The organism is Streptomyces sp. NPDC046303, from assembly GCF_055588085.1.
Window position 1 is genome coordinate 53,806 of the sequence record NZ_JBVJFA010000005.1, and the last position, 16,390, is coordinate 70,195.

The following is a 16,390-nucleotide window of genomic DNA, read 5'->3' on the forward strand; positions in this document are numbered from 1 at the left end:
CCGCCGGCGTCCGGACTCAGTGCGCGTCGACGATGTGCTGCGTACCGATCCGCTTGCGGAACACCCAGTACGTCCAGCCCTGGTAGAGCAGGACCAGCGGCGTGGCCACTCCGGCGCACCAGGTCATGATCTTCAGGGTGTACGGGCTGGACGAGGCGTTGGTGACCGTGAGGCTCCAGGCATCGTCGAGCGAGGACGGCATGACGTTCGGGAACAGCGTCAGGAAGAGCATCGCGACGGCCGCCGCGATGGTGACCCCGGACAGGGCGAAGGCCCAGCCCTCGCGGCCCGCCCGGGTGAAGCCGAGGGCCCCGAGCAGTGCGAGCACCGCGACGGCCATGGCGACGAGGCTCTTGGCGTCGCCGCGCGTGAACTGGGTCCAGGTCAGGAAGACCAGGGCCAGTGCCGTGGTGGCCACACCCAGCCGGTTCGCGAGCCTGCGGGAGCGGTCGCGGATGTCACCGACCGTCTTGAGCGAGGTGAAGACCGCGCCGTGGAAGGTGAACAGGGAGAGGGTGACCAGGCCGCCGAGGAGCGAGTAGCCGTTGAGGAGGTCGAGGAAGGTGCCGACGTACTCCTTGTTCTGATCGATCTTCACACCGCGGACGATGTTGGCGAAGGCCACGCCCCACAGGAACGCGGGGATCAGCGAGGTCCAGAAGATCGCGTGTTCCCAGTTGGTCTGCCAGGCGTCCTCGGGGCGCTTGTGCCGGTACTCGAACGCCACCCCCCGGATGATCAGGCAGACCAGGATGAGCAGCAGCGGCAGGTAGAACCCGGAGAAGAGGGTGGCGTACCAGTCGGGGAACGCGGCGAAGGTCGCACCGCCCGCGGTGAGCAGCCAGACCTCGTTGCCGTCCCAGACGGGCCCGATCGTATTGATCAGGACCCGCTTCTCGGTGCGGTCGCGGGCGAGCAGCTTGGTCAGTACGCCGACTCCGAAGTCGAAGCCCTCCAGGAAGAAGTAGCCGATCCACAGAACGGCGATGAGTACGAACCAGACGTCGTGGAGTTGCATCGTGTGGTCTCCTCAGCCTCAGTACGAGAAGGCCATCGGCCGGTCGGGGTTCTTGTCGTCCCCGCCGATCTTGGTGGGCGGGTTGAGGTCGGCCTCGGTGAGCTCGGGGGGCCCGAGCTTCACGTACTTCACGAGCAGCTTGACCTCGATCACGGCGAGCACCGCGTACAGGAGCGTGAAGCCGATCATGGACGTGAGGACCTCGCCCTGGGAAACGCCCGGCGAGACGGCGTCCCGGGTGCGCAGGACTCCGTAGACCACCCAGGGCTGGCGGCCCATCTCGGTGAAGATCCAGCCCCAGGAGCTGGCGATGAGCGGGAAGCCCATGGTCCACAGCGCGACGATCCAGTAGAGCCGTCCCCACTTGGGGCTCAGTGCCTGCCGGAAGAGGACCAGGTGGGGGACCTCGTCCTCCGAGGTCCGCAGCCCCGGCGGCAGCATGAACTTCCTGCGGGTCAGCCACAGACCGAGCACCCCGATGCTCAGCGAGGCCATGCCGAAGCCGATCATCCAGCGGAAGCCCCAGTAGGCGACGGGGATGTTCGGCCGGTAGTCACCGGGGCCGAACTTCTCCTGCTCGGCCTTGTTGACGTCGTTGATGCCCGGGACGAAGGAGGTGAAGTCGTCATTGGCCAGGAAGGACAGCAGGCCGGGAATCTCTATGGCGACCTTGTTGTGGCCCTTGTCGACATCGCCGTAGGCGAAGATCGAGAAGGGTGCCGGCGCCTCGCCGTCCCAGAGCGCCTCGGCAGCGGCCATCTTCATCGGCTGCTGCTTGAACATGACCTTGCCGAGCAGGTCGCCGCTGATGGCGGTGCCCAGTCCGGCGATGATCAGCGTGACCAGGCCGAGCCGCAGCGAGGTCCGCATCACCGGAATGTGCTTCTTGCGGGCCAGGTGGAAGGCGGCGATGCCGACCATGAACGCGCCGCCGACCAGGAACGCGGCCGTGATGGTGTGGAAGAACTGGGTGAGCGCCGTGTTCTGGGTGAGCACCAGCCAGAAATCGGTGAGCTCGGCCCGGCCGCGCTCCTCGTTGATGCGGTATCCGACCGGGTGCTGCATCCACGAGTTGGCCGCGAGGATGAAGTAGGCGGACAGGACGGTGCCGATGGACACCATCCAGATGCAGGCCAGGTGGATCTTCTTCGGCAGCTTGTCCCAGCCGAAGATCCACAGACCGATGAAGGTCGACTCGAAGAAGAAGGCGATCAGCGCTTCGAAAGCGAGCGGCGCCCCGAAGACGTCACCGACGAACCGCGAGTAGTCGGACCAGTTCATGCCGAACTGGAACTCCTGGACGATGCCGGTGACGACACCCATCGCGATATTGATCAAGAAGAGCTTTCCCCAGAACTTCGTGGCCCTGAGGTACTTCTCCTTCTCGGTGCGCACCCACGCGGTCTGCAGGCCGGCCGTGAGCGCGGCGAGCGAGATCGTCAGCGGGACAAAGAGGAAGTGGTAGACGGTGGTGATACCGAACTGCCATCGCGCCAGTGTCTCTGGCGCCAACGCTAGGTCCACGTCGTCGTCTCCTTCGGGTCGCCGTGGTCACAGCCGCACTGCCTGGTGTGTCCCACTCAATTCAGGAGGAAGCGGGACACGCTTGTGAACGCGTTCACATTCACAAGCATTATCGCGCACCGCCGATCGGAGCTTTCAGGCGGGGTCCCCTCTAGCCAAGAAATTCAACAGATTGTTGAATGCGTTGCATGAAGATTCGAATCTCCTGGCCTGCGGGCCAGCTCACCGCCACCCTCGAGGAGACCCCGACCAGCAAGGCGCTGACCGAGGCCCTTCCGATCTCCGCCTCCGCGAACACCTGGGGTGAGGAGGTCTACTTCGACACCGGTGTCTCCGTGGCCCTCGAGCACGACGCCCAGCAGGTCGTCGAGCCCGGCACGGTCGCCTTCTGGACCGAGGGCGACGCGCTCGCCCTGCCCTACGGCCCCACTCCCATATCGCGCGCAGGCGAGAGCCGCCTGGCGAGCCCGTGCAACGTGCTCGGCTCGTTCGACGGCGACCCCCGCCTGCTGTCGACCATCCGCGAGGGCGATCCCATTCGCGTGGAACTGGCCTGACCAGGCCTACAGCTCTTTGAAGAAGGCCTCTGCCGTGTGCAGGAAGAGGTCGTTCGCCTCGGTCTCACCGATCGTGACCCGCAGGCCCTCGCCCGCGAAGGGCCGGACCACCACACCGGCCTTCTCGCAGGCCGCCGCGAAGTCCGCGGTCCGCTCCCCCAGCCGCATCCACACGAAATTCGCCTGCGTGTCCGGCACGGTCCAGCCCTGCGCCAGCAGCGTCTCGTGGACCCGCTTGCGCTCGCACACCAGCGCCCCGACGCGGCCCATCAGCTCGTCCTCGGCGCGCAGCGAGGCCACCGCCGCGTCCTGGGCGAGCTGGCTGACGCCGAAGGGCACCGCCGTCTTGCGCAGTGCAGCGGCCACCGGCTCGTGCGCCACCGCGAAGCCCACGCGCAGGCCGGCGAGCCCGTACGCCTTGGAGAACGTCCGCAGCACGCAGACGTTCGGGCGGTCCCGGTACAGCTCGATGCCGTCCGGTACGTCGGTGTCGCGCACGAACTCGCGGTAGGCCTCGTCCAGCACCACCAGGACGTCCGAGGGCACCCGGTCCAGGAAGCGCTCCAGCTCGGCGCGGCGCACGGCGGTGCCGGTGGGGTTGTTGGGGTTGCAGACGAAGATCAGCCGGGTCCGCTCGGTGATCGCCTCTGCCATCGCGTCCAGGTCGTGCACATCGCCGTCGGTCAGCGGCACCTGCACCGAGGTCGCACCCGAGATCTGCGTGATGATCGGGTACGCCTCGAAGGAACGCCAGGCGTACATGACCTCGTCGCCCGGGCCGGCGGTCGACTGGATCAGCGACTGGGCCACTCCCACCGAGCCGGTGCCGGTGGCGACGTGCTCGACCGGCACCCCGAAGCGCTCCGCGATCTCGTTCACCAGGCCGGTGCAGGCCATGTCCGGGTACCGGTTGAAGTTCCCGGCCGCCGCGACCGCGCTCTCCAGCACCCCGGTCAGCGGCGGGTACGGGTTCTCGTTCGAGGACAGCTTGTACGCGACGGCCCCGCCCGCGGCAGCCGGCTTGCCCGGCTTGTACGTGGGAATGCCGTCCAGCTCGGCGCGCAGCCTCGGGCTCTTCTCGCTCACCGCAGGTCCTCCTCGACCATCCCGTCCGACGTCGCCGTCGACTCAATACTGCTCACCTTATGAGGATTCCGCTCTCCCGAGAATGGGGGCGCCTGGAATGCGGGGGAGCGCGCGCATATATGCGCGCGCTGGTGGCCTGCGCCGTGGCGCGCATCCCTCGTGCAGGTGAGTTGAGACCGGCCCGAGACGGCACCGTTTTGGCATGCCCGTGGCCGCCGACAAGCTTCACCAGAGAGCACTTCGCTCAAATGGCTTCAGTTCCAAGGTCATTGGGATGACTGACCATGCAGAAACGTGCCTGTCAACGCGTGCATATGCACACGGACCGCCCACCCCACCGAGCCCTACTATCGGCTCGCCATGACAGCAGCAGGGAAGCATCAGGTGAGCCGGACCGAGACCACCCGGCGGGCCGCCGGCCGACAGGGCCGGGCAGGCATCAGGGACGTGGCCGCCGCGGCGGGCGTCTCCATCACAACCGTCTCCGACGCGCTCAATGGCAAGGGGCGGCTGCCTGACGCCACCCGCCGCCACGTTCGCGAAGTGGCCGACAGACTGGGCTACCGCCCGTCCGCCGCCGCCCGAACCCTCCGTACGGGCAAGTCGGGCCTCATCGGCCTGACCGTGACGACGTACGGGGATGAACCTTTCACCTTCACCGAATTCGCCTACTTCGCCGAGATGGCCAGGGCCGCCACCTCGGCCGCGCTGGCCCGCGGCTACGCACTCGTCATCCTCCCCGCCACGTCCCGACACGACGTGTGGTCCAACGTCGCCCTCGACGGCACCGTCGTCATCGACCCCTCCGACCACGATCCCGTCGTCACCGAACTGGTCCGTCAGGGCCTGCCCGTGGTCTCCGACGGCCGCCCGGCAGGCTCCCTCCCCGTCACCGCCTGGGTCGACAACGACCACGAGGCCGCCGTACTGGGCCTGCTCGACCACCTCGCCGCCGCCGGGGCCCGCAGGATCGGGCTGCTGACCGGCACCACCACCGACACCTACACCCGGCTCTCCACCACCGCCTACCTCAACTGGTGCGAGCGCGTCGGACAGGACCCGGTCTACGAGTCCTACCCCGCCCACGACCCCTGCGCGGGCGCCGTGGCCGCGGACCGGCTCCTCGCCCGCCCCGACCGGCCCGACGCCGTGTACGGGCTCTTCGACCCCAACGGCACCGACCTGCTCGCCGCCGCCCGGCGCTACGGCCTGCGCGTTCCGGAGGACCTGCTGCTCGTGTGCTGCAGCGAGTCCACCGTGTACGCCAACACCGAACCCCCCATCACCACCCTCTCCCTCAAACCGCGCCGCATCGGCACCGCCGTCGTGCAGTTGCTCATCGACGCGATCGAGGGGGTGGACACCGGACGCCCCGTCGAACAGGTCGTCCCGACCGAGCTCATCATCCGTACCTCGTCGCTGCGCAGGCAGCCCCGTACGACCGTCAGTCCGCCCCGCTCCCCGGCACAGGACTGACCCGCCGCACCGCATCCTGGGCGGTGCCAGCGGCTCCGCCCAGGATTCCAGGAACACAGATATCGGGAGAAAGTGGTAGGAACGACTGGTTCCGGAGAGGATTCACCACCCCTGGTGCGTCACACAGCGCGAACCGCATTCCTATGATGGGCGCACGACATCACGGACCCTCCTCCCTGGAGGTCAGGAGGGTCCGCAGGTGTACGGCAGCGCGACGGTGGTGGAGGGGTCGATGACTCAGGGGGCCGGTCAGGGACCCGCGATGCGGACGGAAACGCTGCGGGACTTCCGGGTGCCGGTCACCGAACCCGCTCCGTACGCCGTATCCGCCGGGCTGCCCGATGAAGCCCCCGTCTACGGCGAGTACCCGGCGTACTACGAGGACGGCGCACGGAGCGTACCCCCGCAGCCGGGCTACACGCCGCAGCCGGCCACGCGGCCCGCCGCACCGCCCGCACCGCAGCGCGAGGCGTACACGGCCCACGAGCCGTACGAAGCGCGCGACGTGCACGAGGACGCGGAGCCGGCACCCGAGGACGACGACCTCGGCGGCTACACGCCGACCCACCGCGACCTGCCCGTCATCGGGCGCGGCGCACTCGGCGGCCCCGGCGACACCGTGCAGGTCCAGTACGTGCCCCAGGAACCGGCGGCCGCCGGTCCCGGCCCGCTCTACGTCGTCGGCGACGTCCACGGCTACCTCGACGAACTCGTCACCGAACTCCACGCCCAGGGTCTCATCGACGCGGAGCGCCGCTGGTCCGCCGGCAACGCCCGGCTCTGGTTCCTCGGCGACTTCACCGACCGCGGCCCCGACGGCATCGGCGTGATCGACCTCGTCATGCGGCTGTCCGCCGAGGCGGCGGCCGCCGGCGGCTACTGCAAGGCCCTCATGGGCAACCACGAGCTGCTGCTCATCGGCGCCAAGCGGTTCGGAGACACCCCGGTCTCCTCCGGCGCCGGCACCGCCACCTTCCAGGCCGCCTGGCTGCTCAACGGCGGCCAGCGCACCGACATGGAGCGCCTGCAGGACGTGCACCTGCAGTGGATGTCCCGGCTGGACGCGGCGGTCCTGGAGGAAGGGCACCTGCTCCTGCACTCCGACACCACGGCCTACCTGGACTACGGCGACTCGATCGAAGACGTCAACGACACCATCCACGAGCTGCTCAACCGCAACGACGCCGACATCACCTGGGACCTCTTCCGCAAGTTCACCAAGCGGTTCGCCTTCCGCGACGAGGAGACCGGCCCCGGGGCCGTACGCGAACTGCTCGGTACCTACGGGGGCAGCCGCGTCGTGCACGGGCACAGCCCCATCCCCTACCTGCTCGGCGAAGTGGGCACCGAGGACGGTGACGAGTCGCGTGGGCCGGAGGCCGTGGACGGCCCGCACGTGTACGCGGAAGGGCTCGCCATCGCGATGGACGGCGGCGTCACGATGGCGGGCAAGCTGCTCGTCGTGCAACTTCCCTTGAGTGACTGAGGGTTTGTCACGCAGGGGGTATTTCTGCAAAGCCCCTGTCAACCTGCGGTGTGGGCCCTCTACCATCGCTCTATCCGTAGCAGGCTCTCCTCCGTTTGTGCCGGCGCCCGGGTCTACGCGGGCAAACCGGCCTCCACGGAGCATCGGGGGATGCACATGACCAGCGCTCCGCACCTGCTGACCGAAGACCGACCGGAGTTCGATCGGCTCCTCGACGAGGCGCTGCGCACCGCACACGAACGGCCCGAGCTCGCCGCCCTCGGCGAACGGCTGAACGCCGAACAGCTGCGCACCATGGCCCTGGGGGCCAGCGCCCTGCTGACAGCAGCAGCCGCCACCGAATACGACCACTACGTGAAGGTCCGCGAGGAACGGCGCGACGTGGCCCTCTCCACGCCCGGGACGAACGGGGAAGAGGCCGGCGGACAGGGCGGCGCGGGCCTCGGCGCCGTGATCGCTGTCCTCGCCCCCGTCCTGGCGGGCGCCGCCATGCTGATCTTTCTGCTGGTGGGCTACATCCTGAAGTTGATCGAACCCGAGCCGGCCTTCGCCGACACCATGCTGACGGCGGGCTCGTTCTTCGGCGTGCTCACCGCCGCCTCCCTGGTCTTCGCCGTGATCGGCCTGCTGGTGACAGCCGTACGCAACAGATCCACCGAGGTGGCCGCGGACGGGGCCGAGGCGATACCGGACGAGGTCGCGCAGGCCCGCGAAGCCTGGCGGCACGCACTGCTGGAGCGCGGCATCATGCCGTTCCTGCGCGACGCGCTGGCCGACCCGAGCGCCGGACAGGGTTTTCCGGCCCCTCGCAGACGCGGCAGCCGTATACCCCACCTGGGGTATACGGCTCCGGACTTCACCAGTCCGGGATCCCCCTCCGAGGGACCCCGGCCCGGCTACACGCCGCCGGACTTCTCGAGTCCGGACTTCGGCGGCCCGGAACACGGGCCGCGATAGACCCCGTCGACTGCCGTCGGTGTTTCACGGTCGATGTTTCACGTGAAACAACGGCGCCCCCCGGCTCGACGGGGCCGCCCCCCAGCTCGACGGCGCCGCCCCCGGCTCGACCGGCCGTGGAGCGGTGCCCTCGCGCGTGAGCGGTGCGTCAGTCGGCCAGCGGCAGGTAGACGCGGTTGCCCGAGGCGGCGAACTCCGCGGACTTCTCCGCCATGCCCGCCTGGATCTCCTCGGCCTTGAGGTCACCGCCGTGCTCGCGGCGGATGTCCTGCGAGATCTTCATCGAGCAGAACTTCGGACCGCACATGGAGCAGAAGTGCGCGGTCTTGGCCGGCTCGGCGGGCAGGGTCTCGTCGTGGAACTCACGGGCCGTGTCGGGGTCGAGGGCCAGGTTGAACTGGTCCTCCCAGCGGAACTCGAAGCGGGCGTCCGACAGCGCGTCGTCCCACTCCTGGGCTCCGGGGTGCCCCTTCGCCAGGTCCGCTGCGTGCGCGGCGATCTTGTACGTGATGACGCCGGTCTTGACGTCGTCGCGGTTGGGCAGGCCCAGGTGCTCCTTGGGCGTGACGTAGCAGAGCATCGCGGTGCCCCACCAGGCGATCATCGCGGCGCCGATGCCGGAGGTGATGTGGTCGTACGCGGGCGCGACGTCCGTGGTCAGCGGGCCGAGCGTGTAGAACGGCGCCTCCTCGCAGATCTCCTGCTGGAGGTCGATGTTCTCCTTGATCTTGTGCATCGGGACGTGGCCCGGGCCCTCGATCATCGTCTGCACGTTGTGCCGCTTGGCGATGGTGTTCAGCTCGCCCAGCGTCTTCAGCTCCGCGAACTGCGCCGCGTCGTTGGCGTCCGCGATGGAACCGGGGCGCAGGCCGTCACCCAGCGAGTACGTGACGTCGTACGTCGCGAGGATGTCGCAGAGCTCCTCGAAGTTCGTGTAGAGGAAGTTCTCCTTGTGGTGCGCCAGGCACCACGCGGCCATGATCGAACCGCCGCGCGAGACGATGCCCGTCTTACGGCGGGCCGTGAGGGGCACGTACGGCAGCAGCACGCCGGCGTGCACCGTCATGTAGTCGACGCCCTGCTCGGCCTGCTCGATGACCGTGTCCTTGTAGATCTCCCAGGTCAGGTCCTCGGCGCGGCCGTCGACCTTCTCCAGCGCCTGGTAGAGCGGGACGGTGCCGATCGGGACGGGGGAGTTGCGCAGCACCCACTCGCGCGTGGTGTGGATGTTGCGGCCCGTCGAGAGGTCCATGACCGTGTCGGCGCCCCACTTGGTCGCCCAGGTCATCTTGTCGACCTCTTCCTCGATGGAGGAGGTGACCGCGGAGTTGCCGATGTTGGCGTTGACCTTCACCAGGAACCGCTTGCCGATGATCATCGGCTCGATCTCGGGGTGGTTCACGTTTGCCGGAAGCACGGCGCGGCCTGCGGCGATTTCCTCGCGGACGACCTCGGGGGAGACGTTCTCCCGGATCGCGACGTACTCCATCTCCGGGGTGATCTCGCCCCGGCGGGCATACGCGAGCTGCGTGACGGCGGCGCCGCCACGGCCCCGGCGGGGCTGGCGGGGGCGGCCCGGGAAGACCGCGTCGAGGTTCTTGAGCCCGCCCCGCGGCGAGGTGTGCTTGATTCCGTCGTCCTCGGGGCGCACGGGACGGCCCGCGTACTCCTCGGTGTCTCCGCGGCCGATGATCCAGTTCTCGCGCAGCGGCGCGAGACCACGGCGCACGTCGGTCTCGATCTGGGGGTCGGTGTACGGCCCGGACGTGTCGTAGAGCGTCACGTCCTTGCCGTTGGTGAGGTGGACCTGGCGGACCGGCACCCGGATGTCGGGGCGGGAGCCCGCCACGTAGCCCTTGTGCCAGCCCGGCTGGCGCTCGGTCTGGCCGTCGGCGTCCTGGCCGGCGGCAGGCGTGCGTGCGTCCTGAATGGTCATGAGACCTGATCTCCCTACGCCGGCATTACCCGGTAACAGGTTCGGCGGTCGGCGCAGCCTCTTCCCGTACGCATCCGTGATGCTCGTACGGTGATCAGCGCCCTCTCAGCCCGGTGCTCCGAGCTCCCGCGTTGTGCAAAGGTGCCCCCACGCTAGCGTCATCTAGGGCGTGCTGAACAGTGGGCCCCCTCATCTCTTGCGATGATCTGCCAGTGACGACCTCGCCGCAGCCCCCCACCGACCCCTCGGATCCCACCGGCCGCACCGGCCACACGGGCCACGGACACTCAGGCGCCGGGCACTCGGATTCCGGGCATTCCGCCGGCCATGCCCACAGCCATGCCCACGGTCCGGCGGCCCCGGTCTCGAAGCACCTGCGCAAGGTCATCGCGGCCGTACTGATCCCCTTCGCCGCCGCCGTCTTCATCGGAATGGCCGTGCTCTGGCCGGGCGGCGCCCCCGCGCACGAGCGCTCGGGCGTCGGCTTCGACCGCCAGACCCAGCAGGGCACGGTCGTCTCGCTCGAGCACGTCGACTGCAAATCGGTGAACGCCTCGCAGGTGCCGCCGACCGGAGACACGTCCACCCCCGAGGGCCGCGAGGCCCAGGCCGCGCAGACCGGCGAGTGCAAGAAGGCCACCGTGAAGGTCGGCACCGGGCCGGACCAGGGCCGCACCTTCATCGAGATCGTCCAGCCGGGCGCGCCGCGGCAGTTGGCGAACGGTCAGGAGGTGGTGGTCGCGTACGCGCCGGACGCCCCGCGGGACCTCCAGTACTCGGTGATCGACGTGAACCGCAAGTTCCCCATGGCGCTGCTGGCGGGCATCTTCGCCGTCGCGGTCGTCGTAGTCGGCCGGATGCGCGGGCTGTTCGCGCTGATCGCGCTGGTCGTCAGTTTCGGCGTGCTGACCCTCTTCATCCTCCCGGCCATCCTGCAGGGGTCGAACCCGCTGGTCGTCGCGGTGATCGGGGCGAGCGCCATCATGCTCATCGCCCTCTACATGTGCCACGGACTCACCGCCCGCACGTCGGTGGCGGTCCTCGGCACGCTCGTATCGCTGTTGTTGATCGGGTTGCTGGGCTCGCTGTTCATCGGCTGGGCGTTCCTCAGCGGCAACACCGATGACAACACGGGTCTGATCCACGGGCTCTACCCGGACATCGACATGAGCGGTTTGCTGCTCGCAGGCGTGATCATCGGATCACTGGGCGTGCTCGACGATGTGACGGTCACCCAGACGTCGGCGGTCTGGGAACTCCACCAGGCCGACCCCTCGATGGGGCCGCGGGCCCTGTACAAGGCAGCCATCCGGATCGGCCGCGACCACATCGCGTCGGTGGTCAACACGCTGGTGCTGGCGTACGCGGGCGCCGCACTCCCCCTGCTCCTGCTGTTCTCGATCGCGAACAGCAGCATGGGTTCGGTGGCGAACAGTGAGCTGGTCGCGGAGGAGATCGTACGGACTCTCGTCGGCTCGATCGGTCTCGTGGCCTCGGTCCCCGTGACGACGGCGCTGGCCGCTCTGGTCGTCTCGGCCGACCGGCCGGGTACCCCGGACAGCGGAGCGGTCTCGGCACCGGTCCGCGGCGGCCGGGGCCGTCGGCGCAAGCGCTGAAGGTGTTCGGGGTCCGGGAGGCCGGGGTTCGGGAGGCCGGGAGGGAACGGGCGCTCAGCGCGTCGGCACGCTGAGCCCGTCATCCCGTGGGTCGCCCCGGAGGACGTACGGGGGAACGCCCGTGGTCAGCGGACTCCCCCACGTGGTGCGCCGGCTGGTCAGCCCGCGTTCTGCTCGTTCTGCCGGGATTCGGCGAGGATCTTGCCGAGCTCCTCGTCAAGGTTCTCCTCGAAGTCGCCCAGGTTCCGCTCCTGGCCGAGCGGAACGAGCCGGTCGGTGCGGTCGAGGAACGCGACGAGCGGCGCCGCGCCGGCGCGGAACAGAGCCCGGTCGCCGCCGACCTGGAGGCGGATATGGACATCGGACAGCTCCTCGGGATCGGTGGGGGCGATGTGCACATCGCCGTCACCGCACGGCTTGTTGATGCCGTCGAGGAGGAGTTCCCGGCCGAACGCCCAGGTCACGGGCGCATCTCCGGGAAGGTGGAAGGTCAGGCGGACTGCGTAGGGATCACGAGCGTCGTACCGGAGTTCCACCGGAATCCGGAACGAGAGCTCCTCGGACACGAGAAAACTCATCATGACCTCTGCCTGTACCGACTCGCGCATTGCCTACCCCGCTGTAGTGGAAGTGGCCAGGAATGATCCCCCAGGGCCCTCTTGACAAGAGTGGTGGAAGCGCTAGCAGATCACAAGGAGTGAGTTTTCAGATACTGATAGAGAACGAGAGGGTGCTCAACAGCGCGCCTACTTCACTCCGTAGTCGATTGACCACACAGAGCAACCGATCTTCCTGGTGCAGGGGGAGAGAAATCGCCATGGTCGCGGCCGCATCGCCTGCGGTAATCGGAATGGCGGCGCATACCGTGCCCAAGGCATATTCCTGTCGCTCGATCACCGGCTGCATTCTTTCCAGGGATGCGATCCGGTGCTCCAAGGACCGTTGATCCGCCACGGTGTAGGGGGTGAGGGCCTCGACCGGGTGCCGGTCGTAGTAGTCCTTGCGCGTCTTCTCGTCGAGCTGGCCGAGCAGGCACTGCCCGATGGCGTGCGCGTGACCGGTCGCACGGAAGTCGGCCCACTCCTCGCAGGCCGGGTTGGCCGGGGTGTCCGAGACGCCCAGCAGCTCGATCTCACCCTCACGGAACATCGCGAAGTAGACCGGCGCCCCGACGGCGTCGCGGAAGTGCGCGAGCGAGTCGAGGATCATGCTGCGACGTTTCTGCTGGAGCCCCCCGCCGGCCAGCCGCCCCGCCGCGTCGCCCAGGACGAAGACTCCGCTCTCCCGGCGCAGATAGCCCTCGTGGGTCAGGGTCCGCAGCAGGTGGTACGCGGTGGGGAGCGGGAGCCCGGCCTCGCGCGCCAGCTGCTTCGCCGGGGCTCCCTCGCTGTGCGAACCGACCGCTTCGAGCAGCCTCAGCGCCCGCTGCACCGAACCGATCAGCGTCGGCACACCGGCGTTGTGAACCGAAGACAAAGCTCACCCCCAGGCATGGCGGCGGGCTGTGGGGGCCCGCCCTGCGGGGGCCGCCCCCGCGCGTGCCGTGAGTCCTGGGGGTCGTGCTCAGCACCTATGTGAGACAACCGCAGTTCAGAGCGGCAGTACCGGACTTCGGTGCCCAGGGAACGGCACAGATTGCCACTCTATCCACCGATTCCTGTGGTGTGAGCGGTTTCGCGCACCACGTTCCCTCGCCTGGCCCAATCCGGAATCGTCAGGTCCGATTCCTTTACCACTCACCGGAGGTGGAGGACTTTGAGCCGCTGCCGCGGAACTTCTTCACCATGAAGATCAGGCCGCCGACGAGGCCGACGAAGAGGAGCAGCTTGAAGACGAACGAGATCAGCGCGCCAAGGACGCTCGTGATCACACCGCCGAAGACGAACAGCGCCAGGAGCGGGACCGCGACCCACTTGACCCACCAGGGCATGCCTGCGAATACCTCTCGGATGCCGTCCATGTCCTCGACCTCTTCCTCGTCTTCTGCGTCCGTGACTTCCTGCTCCCGATGCTAGGAGGCGGCGGAGCCGGGCGGGGGCCCGCGAGCCCCCGCAGGCCCCTGATCCGCCCCCTAGGGGGCCGGGGCCGCGACCCTCATCCCGCGCGTCCGCCGCGGAGCCGCTCAGCCCTCCGGCGGGGAGAACACCACCATCACCCGCAGGTCCTCGCTGATGTGGTGGAACTTGTGAGGGACCCCGGCCGGCACGTAGACGACGCTGCCGCGCGCCACCGTCGTGGTCTCCTCGCCGACCGTGATCGAGGCCCGGCCGCTCACGACGAAGTACACCTCGTCCTGGCCGTGCGGCTGCTGCGGGTCGCTCTGTCCGGCGTCGAGGGCGTACAGCCCGACCGACATGTTCCGCTCGCGTACGAACTGCAGATAAGCGCCGTCGTTGGCGGCCCGCTCCGCTTCGAGCTCGTCAAGCCGGAAGGCTTTCATCGTTGTTGTGCCCCTTGTACTCGATCGTTCCCTCGCATCCGCTGATCTGCGGATGTCCCACCGGGATCTTCTCTGCCACGATCAGACACATGACGAATTTCGTAGTCAAGACGCTCGCCAACGCGGCAGCCCTGGCCGTCGCCATCTGGCTCCTCGCCGGCATCACCCTGGACGACGGCAGCAGCATGGGCCGCCGGACGCTGACCCTCATCCTGGTCGCCCTGGTGTTCGGCCTGGTCAACTTCATCGTCAAGCCCGTGGTGAAGCTGTTCTCGCTGCCGCTCTTCATCCTCACCCTCGGCCTGTTCACCCTCGTTGTGAACGCCCTGATGCTGCTGCTGACCTCGTGGCTGGCGAAGCAGCTCGACCTCAGCTTCCACGTCGACGGCTTCTGGACCGCGGTCGTCGGCGGTCTGATCATCTCCGTCGTCTCCTGGGCCGTGAACATGGTCCTGCCCGACAAGAAGTGAACAGGCCGCCCATGTACCGCGTGTGCTTCGTCTGCACGGGCAACATCTGCCGCTCCCCCATGGCCGAGGCGGTCTTCCGCGCGCACGTCGCCGAGGCCGGGCTCGGCGACGTGGTCGAGGTCGACAGCGCCGGCACCGGCGGCTGGCACGAGGGTGACGGCGCCGACCCGCGCACCGTCGCCGTCCTGGAAGGCGCCGGGTACGAGCAGGACCACCGGGCCCGGCAGTTCCGGGCCTCCTGGTTCGACCGCCTCGACCTCGTCATCGCGCTCGACGCGGGGCACCTTCGGGATCTGCGGGCGCTCGCCCCCACTCCGCAGGACGCAGCGAAGGTCAGGCTGCTGCGGTCCTACGACCCGGCAGCCACGGCCGCCGAAGGCGACGTACCCGATCCGTACTACGGCTCCCTGGACGGCTTCGAGGAGTGCCTGGAGCTCGTCGAGGCGGCGAGCCCCGGTCTGCTGGACGCCGTACGCGAGGCCGTGCGCGAAGACGTGCGCGAGGACGTGCGCGAGACCGCGCTCAAGGACGTGCACGAGGCCGCCGAGGAGCAGATCGCATGAACCAGGACACGTACGAGGACGCCCACGGGACCGCCCGGCTCGGCGACGGCACCCGAGCCGTCCGCGCCGGGCTGCCCGAACCCGTCAAGAACGAGCCGCCGCTGCCCGGACCGGTGTTCGCCGCCCACTTCCACCTCCCCGGCGAGGTCGAAGGCCCGTACACCTACGGCCGCGACACCAACCCGACCTGGACCCTCCTGGAACGGGCCATCGGCGAACTGGAAGCCCCCGGCCAGGACGTGCACACCGTCGTCTTCGCCTCCGGCATGGCCGCCGTCTCCGCGGTCCTGCTCTCCCAGGCGCGCACCGGCGACACCGTGGTCCTGCCCGACGACGGCTACCAGGCGCTGCCCCTGCTCCGCGAGCAGCTGGAGGCCTACGGAATCCACGTGCGCACCGCCCCGACCGGGGACGACGCCCAGCTCGCCGTGATCGACGGCGCCCGCATGCTGTGGATCGAGACCCCCTCCAACCCCGGGCTCGACGTGTGCGACGTACGCCGCCTCGCGGAAGCGGCGCACACCGGCGGGACCCTGGTCGCCGTCGACAACACCCTGGCCACCCCGCTCGGCCAGCGGCCGCTCGAGCTCGGCGCGGACTTCTCGGTCGCCAGCGGCACCAAGGGCCTGACCGGCCACGGCGATCTGCTGCTCGGCTACGTCGTATGCCGCGACCCGGAACTCGCCGCCCGGGTCCGGCAGTGGCGCAAGATCGTCGGAGCGATCCCGGGCCCGATGGAGGCCTGGCTGGCCCACCGCTCCCTGGCCACCATCCAGCTGCGCGCGCAGCGCCAGTGGGCCAACGCACTGGCCGTCGCCGAGGCCCTGGGCGACCGCGCCGAGGTCACCGCAGTGCGCTACCCGGGCCTGGCCTCGGACCCGTCCCACAAGACGGCCTCCCGGCAGATGCGGGGCTTCGGGTCGGTGGTCTCCTTCACGCTGCCGGGCCGCGCGCACGCCGAACGCTTCATGGCGGCCCTGCGCCTGGTCGAGGACGCGACGAGCTTCGGCGGAGTACGGTCGACCGCCGAGCGGCGCGGGCGGTGGGGCGGCGACGCCGTGCCGGAGGGGTTCATCCGGTTCTCGGCCGGCGCGGAGGACACCGAGGATCTCGTCGCGGACGTCCTGCGCGCGCTCGACCGCGCACTCCCGGCGCCCGAAGGCGGCTGAAACGGGCAGGGAAGGGCGGTCCGAGCCTCCCCCCTCGTGGCTCGGACCGCCTTCGGGTTCTGTCGGCGAAGAACCACGTGACAAGGCTAGTT

At 69.0% G+C, this 16,390-nt stretch carries 16 protein-coding genes; 8 read left to right on the forward strand and 8 right to left on the reverse strand.

What is annotated here, in order from left to right:
- Positions 1–16 precede the first annotated feature (16 nt).
- Both cydB and ACZ6I1_RS06840 read right to left on the reverse strand, forming a co-directional pair.
- Complete coding sequence (cydB, locus tag ACZ6I1_RS06835) at positions 17–1,018, reverse strand: cytochrome d ubiquinol oxidase subunit II (protein ID WP_469283944.1); 1,002 nt, start codon at positions 1,016–1,018, stop codon at positions 17–19.
- An 18-nt stretch (positions 1,019–1,036) separates the two neighbouring features.
- Positions 1,037–2,542 carry a cytochrome ubiquinol oxidase subunit I gene (locus tag ACZ6I1_RS06840; protein WP_469283946.1) on the reverse strand — a complete coding sequence of 502 codons (1,506 nt, stop codon included), beginning with the start codon at positions 2,540–2,542 and terminating at the stop codon, positions 1,037–1,039.
- A gap of 188 nt (positions 2,543–2,730) precedes the next feature.
- On the opposite strand from ACZ6I1_RS06840, the gene ACZ6I1_RS06845 reads away from it, so the two are divergent.
- Positions 2,731–3,099: a cyclophilin-like fold protein gene (locus ACZ6I1_RS06845; protein WP_469283949.1), complete on the forward strand. Its 369-nt coding sequence runs from the start codon at positions 2,731–2,733 to the stop codon at positions 3,097–3,099.
- Between the two features lie 6 nt (positions 3,100–3,105).
- Here ACZ6I1_RS06845 and hisC read toward each other — a convergent pair whose 3' ends face one another.
- A complete protein-coding gene (gene hisC / locus ACZ6I1_RS06850; protein WP_469283951.1) occupies positions 3,106–4,185 on the reverse strand; it encodes a histidinol-phosphate transaminase in 1,080 nt (359 codons plus the stop codon).
- A 360-nt stretch (positions 4,186–4,545) separates the two neighbouring features.
- Between hisC and ACZ6I1_RS06855 the strand changes: the two genes are divergently transcribed.
- From ACZ6I1_RS06855 to ACZ6I1_RS06865, 3 genes are all read left to right on the forward strand, one after another.
- A complete protein-coding gene (locus tag ACZ6I1_RS06855; RefSeq protein WP_469283953.1) occupies positions 4,546–5,661 on the forward strand; it encodes a LacI family DNA-binding transcriptional regulator in 1,116 nt (371 codons plus the stop codon).
- A gap of 217 nt (positions 5,662–5,878) precedes the next feature.
- On the forward strand, positions 5,879–7,147 hold the full coding sequence (locus ACZ6I1_RS06860) for a metallophosphoesterase (protein WP_469284376.1): 1,269 nt from the start codon (positions 5,879–5,881) through the stop codon (positions 7,145–7,147).
- 150 nt (positions 7,148–7,297) lie between these two features.
- Entirely contained in the window at positions 7,298–8,104 is an 807-nt protein-coding gene (locus tag ACZ6I1_RS06865; protein ID WP_469283955.1) for a hypothetical protein, read from the forward strand.
- 148 nt (positions 8,105–8,252) lie between these two features.
- On the opposite strand, the gene thiC is transcribed toward ACZ6I1_RS06865, so the two are convergent.
- Positions 8,253–10,040 carry a phosphomethylpyrimidine synthase ThiC gene (gene thiC / locus ACZ6I1_RS06870; RefSeq protein WP_469283956.1) on the reverse strand — a complete coding sequence of 596 codons (1,788 nt, stop codon included), beginning with the start codon at positions 10,038–10,040 and terminating at the stop codon, positions 8,253–8,255.
- A gap of 179 nt (positions 10,041–10,219) precedes the next feature.
- On the opposite strand from thiC, the gene ACZ6I1_RS06875 reads away from it, so the two are divergent.
- Positions 10,220–11,656, forward strand: coding sequence for a YibE/F family protein (locus ACZ6I1_RS06875; protein WP_469283958.1), 1,437 nt, complete (start codon positions 10,220–10,222; stop codon positions 11,654–11,656).
- 158 nt (positions 11,657–11,814) lie between these two features.
- On the opposite strand, the gene ACZ6I1_RS06880 is transcribed toward ACZ6I1_RS06875, so the two are convergent.
- From ACZ6I1_RS06880 to ACZ6I1_RS06895, 4 genes are all read right to left on the reverse strand, one after another.
- A complete protein-coding gene (locus ACZ6I1_RS06880; protein ID WP_469283960.1) occupies positions 11,815–12,264 on the reverse strand; it encodes an SsgA family sporulation/cell division regulator in 450 nt (149 codons plus the stop codon).
- 97 nt (positions 12,265–12,361) lie between these two features.
- Complete coding sequence (locus tag ACZ6I1_RS06885; protein ID WP_469283962.1) at positions 12,362–13,108, reverse strand: IclR family transcriptional regulator; 747 nt, start codon at positions 13,106–13,108, stop codon at positions 12,362–12,364.
- A gap of 277 nt (positions 13,109–13,385) precedes the next feature.
- On the reverse strand, positions 13,386–13,616 hold the full coding sequence (locus tag ACZ6I1_RS06890; protein WP_469283964.1) for a DUF5326 family protein: 231 nt from the start codon (positions 13,614–13,616) through the stop codon (positions 13,386–13,388).
- A 162-nt stretch (positions 13,617–13,778) separates the two neighbouring features.
- The gene (locus ACZ6I1_RS06895; RefSeq protein ID WP_469283967.1) at positions 13,779–14,096 is read right to left on the reverse strand and encodes a cupin domain-containing protein; all 318 of its coding nucleotides are present in this window, start codon (positions 14,094–14,096) and stop codon (positions 13,779–13,781) included.
- An 89-nt stretch (positions 14,097–14,185) separates the two neighbouring features.
- Here ACZ6I1_RS06895 and ACZ6I1_RS06900 point away from each other — a divergent pair, with 89 nt between their 5' ends.
- The 3 genes from ACZ6I1_RS06900 to ACZ6I1_RS06910 are packed head-to-tail and all read left to right on the forward strand — an operon-like array spanning position 14,186 to position 16,298.
- Positions 14,186–14,566 (forward strand): phage holin family protein, encoded by a 381-nt coding sequence (locus tag ACZ6I1_RS06900; RefSeq protein ID WP_469283969.1) that lies wholly within the window; start codon positions 14,186–14,188, stop codon positions 14,564–14,566.
- Between the two features lie 11 nt (positions 14,567–14,577).
- Positions 14,578–15,129, forward strand: coding sequence for a low molecular weight protein-tyrosine-phosphatase (locus tag ACZ6I1_RS06905; protein ID WP_469283971.1), 552 nt, complete (start codon positions 14,578–14,580; stop codon positions 15,127–15,129).
- Complete coding sequence (locus ACZ6I1_RS06910; protein WP_469283974.1) at positions 15,126–16,298, forward strand: cystathionine gamma-lyase; 1,173 nt, start codon at positions 15,126–15,128, stop codon at positions 16,296–16,298. Before ACZ6I1_RS06905 ends, ACZ6I1_RS06910 begins: the two co-directional genes overlap by 4 nt.
- Positions 16,299–16,390 lie beyond the last annotated feature (92 nt).

Bases quoted from the DNA above. Each gene is read 5' to 3' on its own strand.
- ACZ6I1_RS06880 (WP_469283960.1), bottom strand. From the start codon at position 12,264: ATGCGCGAGTCGGTACAGGCAGAGGTCATGATGAGTTTTCTCGTGTCC.
- thiC (WP_469283956.1), bottom strand. From the start codon at position 10,040: ATGACCATTCAGGACGCACGCACGCCTGCCGCCGGCCAGGACGCCGAC.
- ACZ6I1_RS06900 (WP_469283969.1), top strand. From the start codon at position 14,186: ATGACGAATTTCGTAGTCAAGACGCTCGCCAACGCGGCAGCCCTGGCC.
- ACZ6I1_RS06855 (WP_469283953.1), top strand. From the start codon at position 4,546: ATGACAGCAGCAGGGAAGCATCAGGTGAGCCGGACCGAGACCACCCGG.
- ACZ6I1_RS06895 (WP_469283967.1), bottom strand. From the start codon at position 14,096: ATGAAAGCCTTCCGGCTTGACGAGCTCGAAGCGGAGCGGGCCGCCAAC.
- cydB (WP_469283944.1), bottom strand. From the start codon at position 1,018: ATGCAACTCCACGACGTCTGGTTCGTACTCATCGCCGTTCTGTGGATC.
- ACZ6I1_RS06905 (WP_469283971.1), top strand. From the start codon at position 14,578: ATGTACCGCGTGTGCTTCGTCTGCACGGGCAACATCTGCCGCTCCCCC.
- ACZ6I1_RS06890 (WP_469283964.1), bottom strand. From the start codon at position 13,616: ATGGACGGCATCCGAGAGGTATTCGCAGGCATGCCCTGGTGGGTCAAG.
- ACZ6I1_RS06910 (WP_469283974.1), top strand. From the start codon at position 15,126: ATGAACCAGGACACGTACGAGGACGCCCACGGGACCGCCCGGCTCGGC.
- ACZ6I1_RS06845 (WP_469283949.1), top strand. From the start codon at position 2,731: ATGAAGATTCGAATCTCCTGGCCTGCGGGCCAGCTCACCGCCACCCTC.
- ACZ6I1_RS06865 (WP_469283955.1), top strand. From the start codon at position 7,298: ATGCACATGACCAGCGCTCCGCACCTGCTGACCGAAGACCGACCGGAG.